The 18156-nt window shown below is 69.5% G+C and carries 17 protein-coding genes; all 17 read left to right on the plus strand.

Translation table 11 applies throughout. The annotated features are described in order from the left end of the window. The 17 genes from JJB11_RS23630 to JJB11_RS23710 all read left to right on the plus strand — a co-directional run bounded on the left by JJB11_RS23630 (nucleotide 1) and on the right by JJB11_RS23710 (nucleotide 18156). A complete protein-coding gene (locus JJB11_RS23630) occupies nucleotides 1–1503 on the plus strand; it encodes a pseudouridine synthase (RefSeq protein WP_242529091.1) in 1503 nt (500 codons plus the stop codon). Between the two features lie 205 nt (nucleotides 1504–1708). Beyond that, nucleotides 1709–2134, plus strand: coding sequence for a nucleoside-diphosphate kinase (gene ndk / locus JJB11_RS23635; RefSeq protein ID WP_201177413.1), 426 nt, complete (start codon nucleotides 1709–1711; stop codon nucleotides 2132–2134). 14 nt (nucleotides 2135–2148) lie between these two features. Then, a complete protein-coding gene (rlmN, locus tag JJB11_RS23640; protein WP_201177420.1) occupies nucleotides 2149–3375 on the plus strand; it encodes a dual-specificity RNA methyltransferase RlmN in 1227 nt (408 codons plus the stop codon). A 6-nt stretch (nucleotides 3376–3381) separates the two neighbouring features. Continuing rightward, complete coding sequence (pilW, locus tag JJB11_RS23645) at nucleotides 3382–4212, plus strand: type IV pilus biogenesis/stability protein PilW (RefSeq protein WP_201965070.1); 831 nt, start codon at nucleotides 3382–3384, stop codon at nucleotides 4210–4212. Beyond that, nucleotides 4205–5164 carry a helix-turn-helix domain-containing protein gene (locus JJB11_RS23650; RefSeq protein WP_201177422.1) on the plus strand — a complete coding sequence of 320 codons (960 nt, stop codon included), beginning with the start codon at nucleotides 4205–4207 and terminating at the stop codon, nucleotides 5162–5164. The genes pilW and JJB11_RS23650 overlap by 8 nt, the downstream gene beginning before the upstream one ends. Before the next feature lies 1 nt (nucleotide 5165). Next, nucleotides 5166–6461 carry a flavodoxin-dependent (E)-4-hydroxy-3-methylbut-2-enyl-diphosphate synthase gene (gene ispG / locus JJB11_RS23655; protein WP_201177424.1) on the plus strand — a complete coding sequence of 432 codons (1296 nt, stop codon included), beginning with the start codon at nucleotides 5166–5168 and terminating at the stop codon, nucleotides 6459–6461. A gap of 49 nt (nucleotides 6462–6510) precedes the next feature. Beyond that, nucleotides 6511–7830 carry a histidine--tRNA ligase gene (hisS, locus tag JJB11_RS23660; protein ID WP_201177426.1) on the plus strand — a complete coding sequence of 440 codons (1320 nt, stop codon included), beginning with the start codon at nucleotides 6511–6513 and terminating at the stop codon, nucleotides 7828–7830. Nucleotides 7831–7888: 58 nt separating this feature from the next. After that, complete coding sequence (locus tag JJB11_RS23665; protein ID WP_201177428.1) at nucleotides 7889–8566, plus strand: YfgM family protein; 678 nt, start codon at nucleotides 7889–7891, stop codon at nucleotides 8564–8566. Next, the gene (bamB, locus tag JJB11_RS23670; RefSeq protein ID WP_201177430.1) at nucleotides 8563–9711 is read left to right on the plus strand and encodes an outer membrane protein assembly factor BamB; all 1149 of its coding nucleotides are present in this window, start codon (nucleotides 8563–8565) and stop codon (nucleotides 9709–9711) included. Before JJB11_RS23665 ends, bamB begins: the two co-directional genes overlap by 4 nt. A gap of 11 nt (nucleotides 9712–9722) precedes the next feature. Continuing rightward, nucleotides 9723–11060: a ribosome biogenesis GTPase Der gene (gene der, locus JJB11_RS23675; protein ID WP_201177432.1), complete on the plus strand. Its 1338-nt coding sequence runs from the start codon at nucleotides 9723–9725 to the stop codon at nucleotides 11058–11060. Between the two features lie 161 nt (nucleotides 11061–11221). Next, nucleotides 11222–11470 (plus strand): RNA chaperone Hfq, encoded by a 249-nt coding sequence (gene hfq, locus JJB11_RS23680; RefSeq protein WP_417715653.1) that lies wholly within the window; start codon nucleotides 11222–11224, stop codon nucleotides 11468–11470. Between the two features lie 64 nt (nucleotides 11471–11534). Beyond that, nucleotides 11535–12710, plus strand: coding sequence for a GTPase HflX (hflX, locus tag JJB11_RS23685; protein WP_207190127.1), 1176 nt, complete (start codon nucleotides 11535–11537; stop codon nucleotides 12708–12710). Nucleotides 12711–12764: 54 nt separating this feature from the next. Then, nucleotides 12765–14099 carry an FtsH protease activity modulator HflK gene (gene hflK, locus JJB11_RS23690; protein ID WP_201177447.1) on the plus strand — a complete coding sequence of 445 codons (1335 nt, stop codon included), beginning with the start codon at nucleotides 12765–12767 and terminating at the stop codon, nucleotides 14097–14099. An 85-nt stretch (nucleotides 14100–14184) separates the two neighbouring features. Continuing rightward, a complete protein-coding gene (hflC, locus tag JJB11_RS23695) occupies nucleotides 14185–15108 on the plus strand; it encodes a protease modulator HflC (protein WP_201177455.1) in 924 nt (307 codons plus the stop codon). A gap of 3 nt (nucleotides 15109–15111) precedes the next feature. Next, complete coding sequence (locus JJB11_RS23700; protein ID WP_201177457.1) at nucleotides 15112–15300, plus strand: DUF2065 domain-containing protein; 189 nt, start codon at nucleotides 15112–15114, stop codon at nucleotides 15298–15300. 327 nt (nucleotides 15301–15627) lie between these two features. Beyond that, entirely contained in the window at nucleotides 15628–16791 is a 1164-nt protein-coding gene (locus JJB11_RS23705; RefSeq protein WP_201177460.1) for an ATP phosphoribosyltransferase regulatory subunit, read from the plus strand. Nucleotides 16792–16824: 33 nt separating this feature from the next. Next, complete coding sequence (locus JJB11_RS23710; RefSeq protein ID WP_201177461.1) at nucleotides 16825–18156, plus strand: adenylosuccinate synthase; 1332 nt, start codon at nucleotides 16825–16827, stop codon at nucleotides 18154–18156.

Below are 18156 nucleotides of genomic sequence, written 5' to 3' on the forward strand. Positions count from 1 at the left end.
ATGACCGACCCGAGCGACGCGATGGCGCGCCAGCCCTCCGAAGACAGTTCGCCCGAGGACGACGCGCACAAGCCGCTCGCCACCGCGGCGCCGCCCGCGGCGCAGGAGCCAGTCGAGCCGCCCGATCCCGTGCATTCGCAAGCGGAAGCCGCCGACGGCAACGGGCAGGACCGCGATGAAGATCGCGACGAGGACGACGAAGACGAAGATGGTGACGACGACGCCCAGCCCGGCGAGCGCTCACGCGAAGACGCAGAGCAGGGCAGGGGGCGTGCGGCGCAGGCCAAGGTCCCGGGCATCCGCTTCGAGGACGTGGTCACTGGCCGCTTCGACGCCGAGGAGGAGGCCGCGCCAGCCGCCCCGCTCAAGCGTGTGCTGGCGCCGCAGCCCGAACAGCCGAAGCTGCACAAGGTGCTGGCGCAAGCCGGCCTGGGCTCGCGGCTGGAGATGGAGCAGCTGATCATGGAGGGGCGGATCTCGGTGAACAACGAGCCCGCCCACATCGGCCAGCGCATCCAGTTCGGCGACCAGATCAAGGTCAACGGCAAGCCGATCCGCGTGCGCATCGCGCCGCCCCCGGCGCGCGTGATCGCGTACCACAAGCCGGTGGGCGAGGTCGTCACGCACGACGACCCGCAGAACCGCCCCACGGTGTTCCGCAAGCTGCCCAAGCTGCAGCAGGGCAAGTGGCAATCCGTCGGCCGGCTCGACCTCAACACCGAAGGCCTGCTGCTGTTCACGAGCTCGGGCGAACTCGCCAACAAGCTCATGCACCCGCGCTTCGGGCTCGAGCGCGAGTACGCCGTGCGCGTGCTGGGCGCACTCAGCAACGAGGAACGCCAGAGGCTCACCGACGGGGTCGACCTCGACGACGGCCGGGCCGCGTTCTCCTCGATCGAGGAGGGCGGCGGCGAGGGCTCCAACGTCTGGTACCGGGTCACGATCAGCGAAGGCCGCAACCGCGAGGTGCGGCGCCTGTTCGAGGCCGTGGGCCATGCGGTGAGCCGCCTCATCCGCATCCGCTACGGCGCCATGCTGCTGCCGCGCGGCCTGAAGCGCGGCGCCTGGATGGAACTGGACGAGCGCGACATCCTCGCGCTCACCCGTGCCGCCGGCCTGCCCGGGCCGGGACGGCCGGAAGGTCGCGAGCACGGTGGTGATGGCGCGGGAGGCGGCGGCCGCAACAAGCGGCGTGGCAACACGCGCGGCGACGGACCCAGGCCGCAAGGTGGCCCGCCGGCACGCCAGGGCAATCCGCAGCAGAACCCGGGCCGGCGCAAGCCGGGCGGTGGCGGTGGCGGCGGCGGCGGGGGCGCCGGCAACAGCCAGCCCGATCCGATGAAGACCTCGGTCGGCTACATCGGCGCGGACAGCTTCAATCGCCAGCGCCGCGGCGGGCCCGGCGGCCCGGGCGGTGGCGGGATGCCCGGTGGTGGCGGTGGTGGTGGTGGTGGTGGCGGCCGGGGCGGCCGCCGTGGCGGTGGCGGCGGTCGCGGCCGCTGACGTGCGTCGCCACGGCGCGGCCGTGAGCGAATGACTGGCGCCGAATGACTGGACAGGGGCTGGGCGCCAGCGCGCCTTTGCCCCTTCGCTCCTTCGTACTCCCGGCCCCAGCCGAGTCATTTGTCATGCCCGCAAGCTAGAATTGCGGGCTTTGCCGAACTTTCTGCTTCCGGCGAAACCCTAAAACACAAGTCCAGGACCCCACATGGCCATCGAACGCACCCTCTCCATCATCAAGCCCGACGCCGTCGCCAAGAACGTGATCGGCCAGATCTACGCCCGCTTCGAAGCCGCCGGCCTGAAGGTCATCGCCGCGCGCATGGCGCACCTGTCGCGCCGCGAAGCGGAGCAGTTCTATGCCGTGCACAAGGAGCGTCCCTTCTTCAAGGACCTGGTGGACTTCATGGTGTCCGGCCCGGTGATGATCCAGGTGCTGGAAGGCGAGGGCGCGATCCTGAAGAACCGCGACCTGATGGGCGCCACGGACCCGAAGAAGGCCGCCCCCGGAACGATCCGCGCCGACTTCGCGGACAGCATCGACGCCAACGCGGTGCATGGCTCCGACGCGGCCGAAACGGCGAAGAACGAAGTGGCCTTCTTCTTCCCGGCGATGAACATCTACTCGCGCTGAAGAAGACCCATGCGATGACGGCCAACCTGCTCGATTACGACCTCGAGGGTCTGGCCGCCTTCTGCGCCTCGCTGGGTGAGAAGCGCTTCCGCGCCACCCAGTTGTTCCGCTGGATCCACCAGAAGGGCGCCCGCGATTTCGGCCAGATGACGGACCTGGCCAAGTCGCTGCGGGACAAGCTGGAGGGCAGCGCCCGCATCGAGGGCCTGTCCGTGCTCTCGCAGCACGAGTCCTCCGACGGCACCATCAAGTGGCTGTTCGACGTCGGTGGCGGCGACGCCGTCGAAGCGGTGTTCATTCCCGAGTACGGCGACGCCGGGCCGCCCCAAGGCGCCGTACCGCCCCCTCGGGGGGCTGCCGCCGGAGGCGGCTGGGGGCCGTCAGTCCTCGACCGCGGCACGCTCTGCGTGTCCTCGCAGGCGGGCTGCGCCGTCGGCTGCCGTTTCTGCTCCACCGGCCACCAGGGCTTCTCGCGCAACCTCTCCACCGGCGAGATCGTCGCCCAGCTCTGGTTCGCCGAGCATTTCCTGCGTGCGCACCTGCAAACGAAGGGCGAGCGCGTCATCTCCAACGTGGTGATGATGGGCATGGGCGAGCCGCTGCAGAACTATGCGGCGCTCGTGCCGGCGCTGCGCATCATGCTCGACGACCACGGCTACGGCCTGTCGCGACGCCGCGTGACGGTCTCGACCTCCGGCGTGGTGCCGATGATCGACCGGCTGGCGCAGGACTGCCCGGTGGCCCTGGCCGTGTCCTTGCATGCGCCGAACGATCCGCTGCGCGACAAGCTGGTGCCGCTCAATAGAAAGTATCCGATCGCGGAACTGCTGGACGCGTGCAACCGCTACCTGGAACATGCGCCGCGCGACTTCATCACCTTCGAGTACTGCATGCTCGATGGCGTGAACGACTCGCCCGAGCACGCGCGGGAACTGGCGCGCCTGGTGCAGGCGCACGGCGGGCGCGGCGTCTCCTGCAAGCTCAATCTCATTCCCTTCAATCCTTTCCCCGCCTCCGGGCTGGTGCGTTCCCCGCAACAGCGCGTGCAGGCTTTCGCGAAAATCCTCAGTGATGCTGGTATCGTGACGACGGTGCGGAAGACCCGCGGCGACGACATCGACGCCGCCTGCGGCCAGCTGGCCGGCGACGTCAAGGACCGCACGCGGGTCGACCAGCGCATCGCGCAGCAGCGCACGGTGATGCTCAAACAGGTCCCCGCCGACACGACGAAGGAGGCTTAGGGGATCATGACGATAGCCATGGCGGCGCGATGCCGCTCCACGGCGGGAGCATTGGCGGCCGTTGCGCTGGCAGGCTTGCTCACCACCATGCTCGCGGGCTGCGCGAGCAGCGCGCCGCAGTCCGGGGCGCGCACCGACGTGACCGCGCCGAACGTCGAGTCCGACGTGCGCAAGCGGGCGCACATCCGCCTCGAGCTGGCCTCCAGCTACTTCGAGGAAGGCAAGACCGAGATCGCGCTCGACGAACTGCGGCAGGTGCTGGTCACCGACCCGAGCTACGCGGACGCGTGGAACCTGCGCGGCCTGATCTACATGCGGCTCGGCGACCCGGCGCAGGCGGAGGAGAGCTTCCGCCACGCGGTGGCGCTGGACCCGCGCAACTCCGATACCTTCCAGAACTACGGCTGGCTGCAGTGCCAGCAAGGCCGTTACCAGGACGCGGAGCGCAGCTTCAACCAGGCCCTGCAGAACCCGCTGTACGGCGGCCGTCCCAAGACCTACCTCACCCTGGGCATCTGCCAGTCGCGCGCCGGCGACCTGGCGGCGGCGCAGCGCAGCCTCGCCAAGTCCTACGAGCTGGATGCGGGCAACCCGGTCACGGGCTACACCCTTTCGCGCGTGCTGTACGACCAGCGCCAGTACGAGCGCGCCCGCTTCTACATCCGCCGCATTAACAACAGCGAGCTCGCGAACGCCGAGTCGCTGTGGCTGGGCATCAAGGTGGAGAACCGCCTGAACGACACCCAGGCGATGGGCCAGCTCGCGGAGCAGCTGCGCAAGCGCTTCCCGCAATCGCCGCAGCGCGCGTCGCTGGACCGGAAGGCCTTCGATGAGTGAGGCGGCCGCTACGGTGGATGGAGTCACGGCGGGCACGCTGCTGCGCCAGGCGCGCGAGCAGGCCGGCCTGCACGTGGCCACGCTGGCCGCGAACCTCAAGGTGCCAGTGCGCAAGCTGGAAGCGCTCGAGGACGACCAGTACGACCAGCTGGGCGACGCCGTCTTCGTGCGCGCCCTGGCTTCCAGCATCTGCCGGACGCTGAAGGTGGATCCGCAACCGGTGCTGCAGCGGCTGCCGCAGACTGCATCGCCGCGGCTCGCGCCGGAAGGCGAGCGCATCAATGCGCCGTTCCGCGCCCCGAGCGACGGTCCGTCCCCGGGCCTGCTGGACCAGCTCTCGCGTCCCGTCGTGCTGACGGTGATGGTGCTCCTGCTGGGTGCGCTGGTCATCGTCTTCCTGCCGCTCGCGCAACGCGGCTACGAGGCTGTCAGGCAGGCGGCCGGGCCCGAGCCGGCGTCGCCACCGGCCGTCGAGACCCCGGTGGCCGAAGCGCCGCAGCCGCTGGAGCCTGCGTCGGGGGCTGAACCCGCCGCGCAGCTCTCTGCCGCTGCACCGGTGGGAGTGGCACCCGCCGCACCCGCGGCGACATCCATCGCTACTGCGGCGCGTCCCGCTGCATCCGCGGACAGCAGCGCCGTGGCCGCCGCTCGCCTGGCCGCGAGCGAGCCCGCCGCTGCGTCGCCGCAGCAGGCCGCCTCCGGTTCCGTCGCCGCGCGCGGCATCGTCACCTTCCGCACCAGCGGTCCCTCCTGGGTCCAGGTGACCGATGCCACGGGCGCGACCGTCCTGCGCAAGCTGATGCAAGCGGGCGAGAGCGCCGGCGCCTCCGGCACGCCGCCGCTGTCGGTCACCATCGGCAGCGTCGCGGCGACCGAGGTGCAGGTGCGCGGGCAACCCTACAACCTGGCCCCGGTGGCGCGCGACAACGTGGCCCGTTTCGAAGTGAAGTGAAGTGATCCAAGCAAGCTGCCTGCCCATCGAACCCGCGGCGCCCAAGGCGCGCCGCTCCGCCCAGGCCCGCGTGGCCTGGGGCGCGAACGTGGTCACGGTGGGCGGCGACGCGCCGGTGCGCGTGCAGTCCATGACCAACACCGACACGGTGGACGCGATCGGCACGGCCATCCAGGTGAAGGAACTCGCGCTGGCCGGCAGCGAACTGGTGCGCATCACGGTCAACACGCCGGAGGCGGCGGCGCAGGTGCCCTACATCCGCGAGCAGCTCGATCGCATGGGCATCGCCGTCCCCCTGATCGGCGACTTCCACTACAACGGCCACCGCCTGCTCACCGACTTCCCGGCCTGCGCCGAAGCGCTCTCCAAGTACCGCATCAACCCCGGCAACGTGGGCAAGGGCGACAAGAAGGATCGCCAGTTCGCGCAGATGATCGAGGCCGCGCTCAAGTGGGACAAGCCGGTGCGCATCGGCGTCAATTGGGGCAGCCTGGACCAGGAACTGCTCGCGCAGCTGATGGACGAGAACGCGCGCCGCGCGCAGCCCTGGGACGCGAAGCAGGTCATGTACGAGGCGCTGATCACCTCCGCGATCGAGTCTGCGAAGCTGGCCGAGGAACTGGGCATGCGCCACGAGCAGGTGCTGCTGTCGTGCAAGGTCAGCGGCGTGCAGGACCTCATCTCCGTGTACCGGGAACTGGCCCGCCGCTGCGACTACCCGCTGCACCTGGGACTCACCGAGGCCGGCATGGGCACCAAGGGCACCGTCGCTTCGTCGGTGGCCATGGGCATCCTGCTGCAGGAAGGCATCGGCGACACCATCCGCGTGTCGCTCACGCCGCAGCCGGGCGAGTCCCGCACGCAGGAGGTGGTGATCGCCTCCGAAATCCTGCAGGCCCTGGGCCTGCGCAGCTTCGTGCCCAGCGTGACCGCATGCCCCGGCTGCGGCCGCACCACGAGCACCACCTTCCAGGAACTCGCCAAGCAGATCGACGACTACCTGCGCGCGCAGATGCCGGTCTGGCGCGCGAAGTACCCGGGCGTCGAGAGGATGAAGGTGGCCGTGATGGGCTGCATCGTCAACGGCCCCGGCGAGAGCAAGCACGCCGACATCGGCATCAGCCTGCCCGGCACGGGCGAGGCGCCTGCCGCGCCGGTCTTCATCGACGGGCAGAAGGCGATGACCCTGCGCGGCGACAATATCGCCCGCGAATTCCACCGGATCGTCGAGACCTACATCGAGAAGCGCTTCGGCACGATGACCAGCGACGCGGGCCTTGCCCTGCATGACGAGTGACCGGATTCGTCATTTGTCATTGAAGCGAAGCGATTCATCCGTCATCACCATGGCTGAGAAACTCAGTGCCGTCAAAGGCATGAACGACATCCTGCCGGCGTCCGTGCCGCGCAAGGAGAAGCTGCCGGATTCGGCCCTGTGGCAGTGGTTCGAGACCAGCGTGCGCACCGTGATGCGCCGCTACGGCTACCAGTACCTGCTGACCCCGATCGTCGAGCCGACGGCGCTGTTCGTGCGCGGTCTCGGCGAAGTCACCGACATCGTGGAGAAGGAGATGTACTCCTTCACCGATTCCATGAACGGCGACAAGCTCACGCTGCGACCCGAGGCCACGGCGGGCATCGTGCGCGCGATGAACGAGCACAACGCGCTGTACAACGGCCCGCTGCGCCTGTGGACCATCGGCCCGATGTTCCGCCACGAGCGGCCGCAGAAGGGGCGCTACCGGCAGTTCCACCAGCTCGACGTGGAGGCCCTGGGCTTCGCCGGGCCGGATGTGGACGCGGAGATGATCCTGATGGCGCGCGCGCTCTGGCGCGAGCTGGGACTGGTCGAGGGCCGCGACGTGCGCCTGGAGATCAACAGCCTGGGACAGCCTGCCGAGCGCCATCAGCACCGCGATGCGCTGGTCCGCTACTTCGAGCAGCATGCCGACGTGCTGGACGAGGACGCACGCCGGCGCCTGCACAGCAACCCGCTGCGCATCCTGGACAGCAAGAATCCGGCGATGCATGCGCTGATCGAGGGCGCGCCGCGGCTGATCGACTTCCTGGGCGAGGGTTCGCGCGCGCACTTCCAGGCGGTGCAGGGCGCGCTCGACGCCGTCGGCCTCGCCTACCGCGTCAACCCGCGCCTGGTGCGCGGCATGGATTACTACAACCTCACCGTGTTCGAGTGGGTCACGGACCAGCTCGGTTCCCAGGGCACGGTCTGCGGCGGCGGCCGCTACGACGGGCTGATCGAACAGCTCGGTGGCAAGCCCGCGCCTGCGGTCGGTTTCGGCCTGGGCATCGAACGCCTGTTGCTGCTGCTGCAGGAGCTGGCCGTGCCGGTGCCCGATACGGCGTGCGACGCCTTCGCCGTGGTGCCGCCCGGCGTGCCGCTCGCGCCCGTGATGGCGACGCTGGAGGCCTTGCGGGCCGCGGGTGTGCGTGTCGTGCAAGCCGCCGGCGGCGCCGACGGCCCGGGCAGCATGAAGTCGCAGTTCAAGCGGGCCGACGCCAGCGGCGCGCGCTTCGCGCTGATCTTCGGTCCCGACGAAGTCGCGCAGGGCAAGGTGGCCGTCAAGCCGCTGCGCGATCCGGCGGGAGCGCAGGTCGCGCAAGCGATCGACAATCCTGCGTCCTGGGCCGCGTCCTTGCTGGCCTGAGGCTGCGGCGGCCTCGGAGCGAGGTGTCCCCTACAATCCCCCGCTCGATCTGAACAATATGGCAGCACACCTCGACCTCGAAGAACAGGAGCAGCTTGACGACCTCAAGCACTTCTGGAAGCAGTACGGCAACCTCATCACGTGGTTGCTGATCGTCGTGCTGGGCGCCTTCGCGGCCTGGAACGGCTGGCAATATTGGCAACGCTCGCAGGCGGCGCAAGCCTCGGTGCTGTACGACGAGGTGGAGCGCGCCGCGGGCGCCGGCGACACCACGCGCGTGGAGCAGGCCGTGCACGACATCCAGGACAAGTTCGGCCGCACCGCCTACGCGGCGCAGGCCGGCCTGCTCGCCGGCAAGGCGCTCGCGGAAAAAGGCAAGCCCGACGCGGCGAAGGCCGCCCTACAGTGGGTGGCGGAGCACGGTTCCGACGACGCGTACCAGGCGCTGGCGCGCCTGCGCCTGGCCGGCCTGCTGGTCGAGTCCAAGAGCTACGACGACGCGTTGAAGCAGTTGTCCAGCGGCATCCCCGCGCAGTTCCAGGCGCTCGCGGCCGACCGCCGCGGCGACATCTACAACCTGCAGGGCAAGAAGGACCAGGCGCGCGCCGAATACATCAAGGCGTGGCAGGGCCTGGGCAACGACGCGGAGTACCGTGGCCTGGTCGCCGTCAAGCTGACCGCGCTCGGCGTGGACACGTCCACGCTGAAGGCGGCACCGGAAGGCGCGAAGTCATGAGGGCGGGCCTGGCCCTGACGTTGCGCGTCGCTGCCGCCGGCAGCCTGCTGGCGCTGTCCGCCTGTTCGCTGCTGCCCGCCAGCTGGGGCGGCTCGGAGAAGCCCAAGCCGGCGGAACTGCAACCCGATCCCAAGCTGCTGGGCGTGCGCCAGGCCTGGTCGGCCCATGTCGGCAAGGTCGACTTTCCGCTGGCGATCGCCGTCAGCGGCAACGTGGCCGTGGTCGCCTCGGGCGACGGCAGCCTCGTCGGCTTCGACGCGGCGACCGGCCGCGAAGAATGGCGCGGCAGCGCCAAGGCGCCGATCGCCGCCGGCGTCGGCTTCGACGGCAGCACCGCCGCCGTGATCACGCGCGACAACGAGCTCGTCACCTTCGTGAGCGGCAAGGAGGCGTGGCGGCAGAAGCTCGGCGCGCTGTCGTACACGCCGCCGCTGGTGGCGGGCGCGCGCGTGTTCGTGCTGGCCGGCGACCGTTCCGTCAGCGCCTATGACGGCGGCACCGGCCGCCGCCTGTGGCAGCAGACGCGCCAGGGCGAGCCGCTGGTGCTGCGCCAGGCCGGCGTGATGCTGGCCGTGGGCGACACGCTGGTGGTCGGCCAGGCCGGCCGCCTCGCCGGCCTGAACCCCCTCAATGGCAGCGTGCGCTGGGAGGCGCCGATCGCCACCGCGCGCGGCATCAACGACATCGAGCGCCTCGTGGACCTCGTCGGGCGCGTGAGCCGCGTCGGCGATTCGGTGTGCGCCCGGGCCTTCCAGGCCGCCGTGGGCTGCGTGGATACCGCGCGCGGCCAGGTCGTCTGGACGCAAAGGGCCAACGGCGGCGAAGGCGTCTCCGGCGATGCCGCCTCGGTGTTCGGCACCGAGAGCGACGGCCGCGTCGTCTCCTGGCGCCGCGACAACGGCCAGCGCGCCTGGGTCAACGACAAGCTCCTGCACCGTGGGGTGGGCACGCCGCTCGCGCTCGGCCGCTCGGTCGTGGTCGGCGACGAATTCGGCTTCGTGCACCTGCTCTCGCGCGAGGACGGCACGCTGCTGACGCGCCTTGCCACCGACGGCTCGGCGATCGCTGCCGCGCCGACGGCGGCGGGCAACAGCCTGCTGGTGGTCACGCACAACGGGGGCGTGTTCGCCTTCGTCCCGCAGTAAAAGGTGCCTGGATGAAGCCGGTCATGGCCCTGGTGGGCCGCCCCAACGTCGGCAAGTCGACGCTGTTCAACCGGCTCACCAAGACGCGCGACGCCATCGTGGCGGACTTCGCCGGCCTCACGCGCGACCGCCACTACGGCAACGCGAAGCAGGGTCGGTACGAGTTCATCGTGATCGACACCGGCGGCTTCGAGCCGACCGCGGAGTCGGGCATCTACAAGGAGATGGCCAAGCAGACGAAGCAGGCCGTCGCCGAAGCCGACGTGGTGGTGTTCGTGGTCGATGCCCGCGCCGGCGTTTCGGCGCAGGACCACGACATCGCGAAGTACCTGCGCAAGCTGGGCAAGCCCACCGTGCTGGCGGCCAACAAGGCCGAAGGCATGCACGAAGGCCCGCAGCTCGCCGAGTTCTACGAACTGGGCCTGGGCGAGATGCATGCCATCTCCGCCGCGCACGGCGAGGGCATCCGCAGCCTGGTGGACGCCGCGTTCGAGCCGCTGAACCTCCCGGAGGAAGAGGAGGGCGGGGAAGAGCAGCAAGCCGGGACCATCAAGCTCGCCGTCGCCGGCCGCCCCAACGTCGGCAAGTCCACGCTGATCAACGCGTGGCTGGGCGAGGAACGCCTGGTCGCCTTCGACCTGCCGGGCACCACGCGCGATGCGATCTCGGTGCCGTTCGAGCGCCAGGGCCAGAAGTTCGAGCTGATCGACACCGCCGGCCTGCGCCGCAAGGGCAAGGTGTTCGAGGCGATCGAGAAGTTCTCGGTGGTGAAGACGCTGCAGGCCATCGAGTCGGCCAACGTCGTGCTGCTGCTGCTGGACGCCACCCAGGGCGTCACCGACCAGGACGCGCACATCGCCGGCTACATCCTCGAGTCGGGCCGCGCCGTGGTGCTGGCGATCAACAAGTGGGATGCCGTGGACGACTACCAGCGCGAGCTGGTGCGGCGGCAGATCGAGCAGCGCCTGGCCTTCCTGAAGTTCGCCGACCTGCATTTCATCTCGGCGCAGAAGCGCCAGGGCCTGGGGCCCGTGTGGGCCTCCATCACCCACGCGTACAAGTCGGCGACGGTGAAGATGTCCACCCCGGTGCTCACCCGGCTGGTGCAGGAGGCCGTGCAGTTCCAGGCGCCCAAGCGCGCCGGCATGTTCCGCCCGAAGCTGCGCTACGCCCACCAGGGCGGCATGAACCCGCCGGTCATCGTGGTGCACGGGAACTCGCTGGAGCACGTCACCGACGCCTACAAGCGCTTCCTGGAAGGCCGGTTCCGCAAGGAATTCAAGCTCGTGGGCACGCCGCTGCGCATCGAGATGCGCACCTCCCGAAACCCGTACGCCGACAAGGACTGAGGGCCGCCGGCCCGCGGCCCGCACCGACCAGGGGCAGGCGGCCGCCTGCCGGTCTTGTTTTCCGCCCGAACGGCGTCAACTGGTCCGTCACAGGTTGCCCGCCGCGGCGGTTTGCTGTGGTAATGTGCAACTTCCAACAACGCCGGAACACGGAGAATATCGTGAGCAATAAAGGGCAGCTACTACAAGACCCCTTCCTCAACACGCTGCGCAGGGAGCACGTGCCGGTCTCGATCTACCTGGTCAACGGCATCAAGCTGCAGGGCCAGATCGAGTCCTTCGACCAGTACGTCGTCCTGCTGCGCAACACCGTCACGCAGATGGTCTACAAGCACGCAATCTCCACCATCGTCCCCGGCCGCGCGGTGAACTTCTCGCCTGCGGAAACGGGCGAGGGCGCCCCCACCTGACGCTGCTGTCCCCACCCGCCCGCAGCCGCGGGCGCTTTCCTGTTGCCCCCTCCTGGTTGACGGCTTGACCGCATCTACCGACCGCCCGGCCGCCGCCACCATCCTGGTGGGGGTGGACCTGGGCCTGCCCCATTTCGATTCCGAGCTCGAGGAGCTGGGCCAACTCGCCCAGACCGCGGGCATGGAGCCCGTGGCGCGCGTGACCGCGAAGCGCAAGGCCCCCGATGCCGCGCTGTTCGTGGGCAAGGGCAAGGCCGACGAGATCAAGCAGCTGGCCGAGGCCATGGGTGCCAGCGAGATCCTGTTCGACCAGTCGCTCAGCCCGGCGCAGCAGCGCAACCTCGAGCGTCACATGGGCCTGCCGGTCAACGACCGCACCCTGCTGATCCTGGAGATCTTCGCCCAGCGCGCCCGCAGCCACGAGGGCAAGCTGCAGGTGGAACTGGCGCGCCTGCAGTACCTGAGCACGCGGCTGGTCCGGCGCTGGTCGCACCTGGAGCGGCAGACCGGCGGCGCCGGCGTGCGCGGCGGCCCGGGCGAAAAGCAGATCGAACTGGACCGGCGCATGATCGACGACGCGATCAAGCGCACGCGCGAGCGCCTGGTGAAGGTGAAGAAGCAGCGCGCCACCCAGCGCCGGCAGCGCGAGCGGCGCGATACCTTCGCCATCTCCATCGTCGGCTACACCAACGCCGGCAAGTCGACGCTGTTCAACGCGCTCGTCAAGGCGCGGGCGTACGCGGCCAACCAGCTGTTCGCGACCCTCGACACCACGACCCGCCAGCTGTTCCTGCAGGACGAGAACGCCGGCGGCGGCGGCCGCTCGGTCTCGCTGTCCGACACCGTCGGCTTCATCCGCGACCTGCCGCACGGCCTGATCGACGCGTTCCAGGCCACGCTGCAGGAGGCTGCCGATGCGGACCTGCTGCTGCACGTCGTCGATGCCGCCAACCCGCACCACCCCGAGCAGATCGAGGAAGTGCAGCGCGTGCTGCACGAGATCGGCGCGGCTGACGTGCCGCAGCTGGTGGTGTTCAACAAGATCGATGCGCTGCCCCCCGAGCAGCAGCCGCGCACCGCCGTCGACGCCTTCCAGGTCGAGGGCGTGCAGGTGCCGCGCGTGTTCGTGAGCAGCCGCACGGGCGAGGGCCTGGGGGCGCTGCGCAGCGAACTGGCGCGCATCGTCCACGCGGCCGCGCCGCCGCCGCCGGCCGAGGCCAGCGCGCCAGGCTCATCCTGACGTCAGGCCGATTGGGCACAATGGGGCCGCCGACCACCGAAAGAAAACCAACGAATGAACTTTTTGTTCCGCAGCCTGCACTTGCCCGGGCTGAAAGGCCGCCTGCGGGGGATGTTCAACCTGAACGATCCCCGGTGGGGGCGCGGCGACGACAAGAACGAAGGCCAGCGCTCCGAGGGCAAGGGTCCCAACCAGGGGCCGCCGGACCTCGACGAGCTCTGGCGTGACTTCAACCGCAAGCTCGGCGGCCTGTTCGGCCGGCGCGGCGGCGGCAACTACGGCGGCGGCAACGGCGGCAACTTCCAGCCCGACATGAAGAGCGCCGGCGTCGGCGCCGGCCTGATCGCCATCGTGGTGGTCGTCATCTGGATGGGCACCGGCATCTTCATCGTGCAGGAAGGGCAGCAGGCCGTCGTCACGCGCTTCGGCCGCTACAGCGCCACCGTGGGCGCGGGCTTCAACTGGCGGCTGCCGTACCCGATCGAGCGGCACGAGATCGTCAGCGTCACCCAGATCCGCGCCGTGGACGTGGGCCGCGACAGCGTGATCCGCGCCACCGGCCTGAAGGACTCGGCCATGCTGACCGAGGACGAGAACATCGTCGAGATCAAGTTCGCCGTGCAGTACCGCCTGAACGACGCGCGCGCCTGGCTGTTCGAAAGCAAGAACCCGCAGGAAGCGGTGGTGCAGGCCGCAGAGACGGCGGTGCGCGAGGTGGTCGGCAAGATGCGCATGGACTCGGCGCTTGCGGAAGAGCGCGACCAGATCGCGCCGCGCGTGCGCGCGCTGATGCAGCAGATCCTGGACCGCTACAAGATCGGCGTCGAGGTGGTCGGAGTCAACCTGCAGCAAGGCGGCGCGCGTCCGCCCGAGCAGGTGCAGGCGGCGTTCGACGACGTGCTGCGCGCCGGCCAGGAACGCGAGCGCGCCAAGAACGAAGCGCAGGCCTACGCCAACGACGTGATCCCCCGCGCGGTGGGCGCCGCCTCGCGCCTGCAGCAGGAGGCCGACGGCTACAAGTCGCGCATCGTCGCGCAGGCACAGGGCGACGCGCAGCGCTTCAAGTCGCTGCTCGCCGAATACCAGCGGGCGCCGCAGGTGACGCGCGACCGCATGTACATCGACACCATGCAGCAGATCTACAGCAACGTGACCAAGGTGATGGTGGAGACCCGCGCGGGCGGCAACATGCTGTTCCTGCCCCTCGACAAGATCCTGCAGCAGGTCTCGTCCGCCGGAGCCGCGCAGCAGCAGCAGCCCGCACCGGCGCCTGCGCCGGCGCCGGATGCGTCGGTGCCGCTGCCCGGCGCCACGCCGAGCTCGTCCACGAGCGCATCCGACGCGCGTGCGCGCGACAACGGCCGCAGCCGCGACAGGGAGGGCAGGTAATGCGCCCCCAAGCTCGAAACTTCGTTCACTCGCTGCCCCCCGAGGGGGCGCCCGGCCTCCTTGAGGCGGCTCGGCGGAGGCCGTCATGAATCGCATCGGTTTCATCGTTACCCTGCTGCTGGTCGCGCTCGCGCTGCTCAGCTCCATGCTGTTCGTCGTCGACCAGCGCCAGTTCGGCGTGGTCTACGCGCTCGGACAGGTGAAGGAAGTCATCAGCGAGCCCGGCCTGAAGTTCAAGCTGCCGCCGCCGCTGCAGAACGTGAGCTACATCGACAAGCGCCTGCTGACGCTGGACAGCGTCGACACCGAGCCCATGCTGACCGCGGAAAAGCAGCGCGTGGTGATCGACTGGTACGTGCGCTGGCGCATCGCCGACCCGCTCGCGTACATCCGCAACGTCGGCCTCGACGAAGCGGCGGGCGCGAACCAGCTCAATCGCGTGGTGCGCAACTCCTTCCAGGAAGAGATCAACCGCTTCACCGTGCGCGAACTGCTGTCCGACAAGCGCGAGCAGCTGATGTCCGACGTCAAGCGCGAGGTGACTGCCGCGGTGAAGGGCGCCAAGCCCTGGGGCATCGACATCGTGGACGTGCGCATCACGCGCGCCGACTACGTCGAGGCGATCACCGAGTCCGTCTACCGCCGCATGGAGGCCGAGCGCAAGCGCGTGGCCAACGAGCTGCGTTCCACCGGCGCCGCGGAAGGCGAGAAGATCCGCGCCGACGCCGACCGCCAGCGCGAAGTCACCGTGGCCAACGCCTACCGCGACGCGCAGAAGGTGAAGGGCGAGGGCGATGCGCAGGCCGCGGCCATCTACGCCGAGGCCTTCGGGCGCGACCCGCAGTTCGCCCAGTTCTATCGCAGCCTCGAGGCGTACAAGGCCAGCTTCAACAAGAAGAGCGACGTGGTGGTGGTCGATCCGCAGGGCAGCGACTTCTTCCGCACGTTCCGCAACGGCGGCTCGGGGGGCACGACGCCGACTGCGCCCGCGACCGGCACACGCCGCTGAGCCTTGGACAGCAACACCTTCTGGACGGCGCTGGCGCTCGTCCTGGTGCTGGAAGGGCTCTTCCCCTTCCTGTCCCCCGGCGGCTGGCGCCAGACCTTCCTCAAGCTGATGGAACTGCGCGACGGCCAGCTGCGCTTCTTCGGCCTCACCGCCATCCTGATCGGCGTGCTCACGCTGTGGCTGCTGAATTGAGCATCGCGTTGCGCTGATCTTGAACACGGCGTGGGCGCGGGCAAGAGAACGCAGAGGACGCAAAGGTTACGCAGAGGAATTCCTTCAGGAAGAGGACCTCAACCTGCGCACCTCGTTGCCGCAGGAATGCTGCGCGTAGCGTCCAAAGAATATCCTTGCATCTGAGATTCTCTGCGTCCTCTGCGTAACCTCTGCGCCCTCTGCGTTCACCTGCCCGATCTCGCGCCAGCCCTCATTCCCGGACGCTCCTCACCAGCGCCGACGCCGCCAGGTCATCCATTCGGCGCACCCCGGTAGAATCACGGTTTTAACAGCCCACCGCTTTCCATGTCCGCCTGGGTCCTGCCGGATCACATCGCCGATGTGTTGCCTTCCGAGGCCCGGCACATCGAAGAACTGCGCCGCGAGCTGCTCGACACCGCACGTGCTTATGGCTACGAGCTGGTGATGCCGCCGATGCTGGAGCACCTCGAGTCGCTCCTGACCGGCACCGGCGAGGCGCTGGACCTGCAGACCTTCAAGCTGGTGGACCAGCTCTCCGGCCGCATGCTGGGCCTGCGCGCCGACACCACGCCGCAGGTGGCGCGCATCGATGCGCACCTCCTCAATCGCCAGGGCGTCGCCCGCCTGTGCTACTGCGGGCCCGTGCTGCACACGCGGCCGGACCGCCCGCACGCTACGCGCGAGCCCTTGCAGTTCGGCGCGGAGATCTACGGCCATGCCGGCCTCGAGGCCGACCTGGAAATCCTGCAACTCGCGCTCGACTGCCTGCGGGCGACCAAGGTGGAGCCGCTCACGCTGGACATGGCGGACGCACGCATCGTCCGTTCGCTGCTCTCCGGCACGGCCCTGGGCAGCGACCGCCTCGCTGCGCTGCATGCGGCGCTCGCGGCAAAGGACGCCACCGAGCTCGCCACGCTGACCCGCGACTTGCCCCAGGCCACGCGCGAGGCGCTGCTGGCCCTGATCGGCCTCTACGGCGACGCGAAGGTGCTGGCCGAGGCCGCGAAGGTGCTGCCGCCGACGCCCGGCATCCGGCAGGGCCTGGAGCACCTGCAATGGCTGGCCGGCCACGTGGAAGGCGCGCGCGTCTCGTTCGACCTCGCCGACCTGCGCGGCTACGCCTACTACAGCGGTGTGCGCTTCGGCATCTACACGCCGGGCGCGAGCGATGCGCTCGTGCGCGGCGGCCGCTACGACGAAGTCGGGGCGGTGTTCGGCCGCAACCGGCCGGCCGTGGGCTTCAGCCTGGACGTGCGCGAGCTGGTCGGCGTGGCCGGCAAGCGGCCGCTGAAGGCGGCCATTCGCGCGCCCTGGCCGGACACGGGCGCCGGCGGCGCCGAACTGCGCGCCGCCATCGCCGCGCTGCGCCACGCCGGCGAAGTCGTGGTGTGTGCGCTGCCCGGGCACGACAGCGAAGTGGAAGAGTTCCACTGCGACCGCGAACTCGCGCGCGATGCGGCCGGCCGCTGGGCCGTCCGCTCCCTCTGATCCTCCCAACATTCTTTTCGCGAAGAGCAAGTCATGACGAAGACGAAGGGCCGCAATGTGGTCGTGGTCGGCACCCAGTGGGGCGACGAAGGCAAGGGCAAGCTGGTCGACTGGCTGACCGAGATGGCGCAGGGCGTGGTGCGCTTCCACGGCGGCCACAACGCCGGCCACACGCTGGTGATCAACGGCGTGAAGACGGCGCTGCACCTCATTCCCAGCGGCATCATGCGGCCCGGCGTGAAGTGCTACATCGGCAACGGCGTGGTGCTGTCCCCCGGCAAGCTGATCGAGGAGATGGAAGGCCTGGAGAAGGCCGGCGTGGAGGTGCGCTCGCGCCTGCGCATCAGCGATGCCTGCCCGCTGATCCTGCCCTTCCACGCGGCGCTGGACATCGCGCGCGAAGCGTTCCGCGAGAAGGGCGGCAGCGAGAAGATCGGCACCACCGGCCGCGGCATCGGCCCGGCCTACGAAGACAAGATCGCACGGCGCGCGCTGCGCGTGCAGGACCTCAAGCACCCCGAACGCTTCGCCGCGAAGCTGAAGGAACTGCTGGAGCTGCACAACTTCATGCTCACGCAGTACCTGCATGCCCAGCCCGTCGACTACCAGCAAGTCCTGGACGAGGCGCTGCGCCACGGCGAGATCCTGCGTCCGATGATGGCCGACGTCTCGCGCGAGCTGAACGAGGCGCACCTGCACGGCGACAACCTGCTGTTCGAGGGCGCCCAGGGCACGCTGCTGGACGTGGACCACGGCACCTATCCCTACGTCACCTCCAGCAACTGCGTGGCGGGCAATGCCTCGGCGGGCGCCGGCGTCGGCCCGGGCATGCTGCACTACATCCTGGGCATCACCAAGGCCTACTGCACGCGCGTGGGCGGCGGGCCGTTCCCGACCGAGCTGGATTGGGAGAAGCCCGGCACGGTGGGCTATCACCTGTCCACGGTGGGCGCGGAGAAGGGCGTGACCACGGGACGTTCGCGTCGCTGCGGCTGGTTCGACGCGGCGCTGCTCAAGCGCAGCGCGCAGGTCAACGGCTTGTCGGGCCTGTGCATCACCAAGCTGGACGTGCTCGATGGCCTGAAGGAACTGCAGCTGTGCACCGGCTACGAGCTCGATGGCGAGTACACGGACATCCTGCCGCTCGGCGCCGACGAGATCGCGCGCTGCAAGCCGGTGTACGAGACCATGGAAGGCTGGAGCGAGTCCACCGTGGGCGTGACCCAGTACGACAAGCTGCCGCTGAATGCGCGCCTGTACCTGCAGCGCATCCAGCAGGTCACGGGCGTGCCCGTCGATATCATCTCGACCAGCCCGGATCGCGACCACACGATCATGATGCGGCACCCCTACCTGGCCGATTGA

The organism is Ramlibacter ginsenosidimutans (genome assembly GCF_016654015.1).
Classification (GTDB): Bacteria; Pseudomonadota; Gammaproteobacteria; order Burkholderiales; family Burkholderiaceae_C; genus Ramlibacter; species Ramlibacter ginsenosidimutans.

Excerpts from the sequence above, each read along its gene's own strand:
- rlmN (WP_201177420.1), top strand. The coding sequence starts at position 2,149 with ATGACGGCCAACCTGCTCGATTACGACCTCGAGGGTCTGGCCGCCTTC.
- bamB (WP_201177430.1), top strand. The coding sequence starts at position 8,563 with ATGAGGGCGGGCCTGGCCCTGACGTTGCGCGTCGCTGCCGCCGGCAGC.
- JJB11_RS23710 (WP_201177461.1), top strand. The coding sequence starts at position 16,825 with ATGACGAAGACGAAGGGCCGCAATGTGGTCGTGGTCGGCACCCAGTGG.
- hflC (WP_201177455.1), top strand. The coding sequence starts at position 14,185 with ATGAATCGCATCGGTTTCATCGTTACCCTGCTGCTGGTCGCGCTCGCG.
- JJB11_RS23630 (WP_242529091.1), top strand. The coding sequence starts at position 1 with ATGACCGACCCGAGCGACGCGATGGCGCGCCAGCCCTCCGAAGACAGT.
- hisS (WP_201177426.1), top strand. The coding sequence starts at position 6,511 with ATGGCTGAGAAACTCAGTGCCGTCAAAGGCATGAACGACATCCTGCCG.
- JJB11_RS23650 (WP_201177422.1), top strand. The coding sequence starts at position 4,205 with ATGAGTGAGGCGGCCGCTACGGTGGATGGAGTCACGGCGGGCACGCTG.
- ndk (WP_201177413.1), top strand. The coding sequence starts at position 1,709 with ATGGCCATCGAACGCACCCTCTCCATCATCAAGCCCGACGCCGTCGCC.
- JJB11_RS23705 (WP_201177460.1), top strand. The coding sequence starts at position 15,628 with ATGTCCGCCTGGGTCCTGCCGGATCACATCGCCGATGTGTTGCCTTCC.
- der (WP_201177432.1), top strand. The coding sequence starts at position 9,723 with ATGAAGCCGGTCATGGCCCTGGTGGGCCGCCCCAACGTCGGCAAGTCG.
- hflK (WP_201177447.1), top strand. The coding sequence starts at position 12,765 with ATGAACTTTTTGTTCCGCAGCCTGCACTTGCCCGGGCTGAAAGGCCGC.
- pilW (WP_201965070.1), top strand. The coding sequence starts at position 3,382 with ATGACGATAGCCATGGCGGCGCGATGCCGCTCCACGGCGGGAGCATTG.
- JJB11_RS23665 (WP_201177428.1), top strand. The coding sequence starts at position 7,889 with ATGGCAGCACACCTCGACCTCGAAGAACAGGAGCAGCTTGACGACCTC.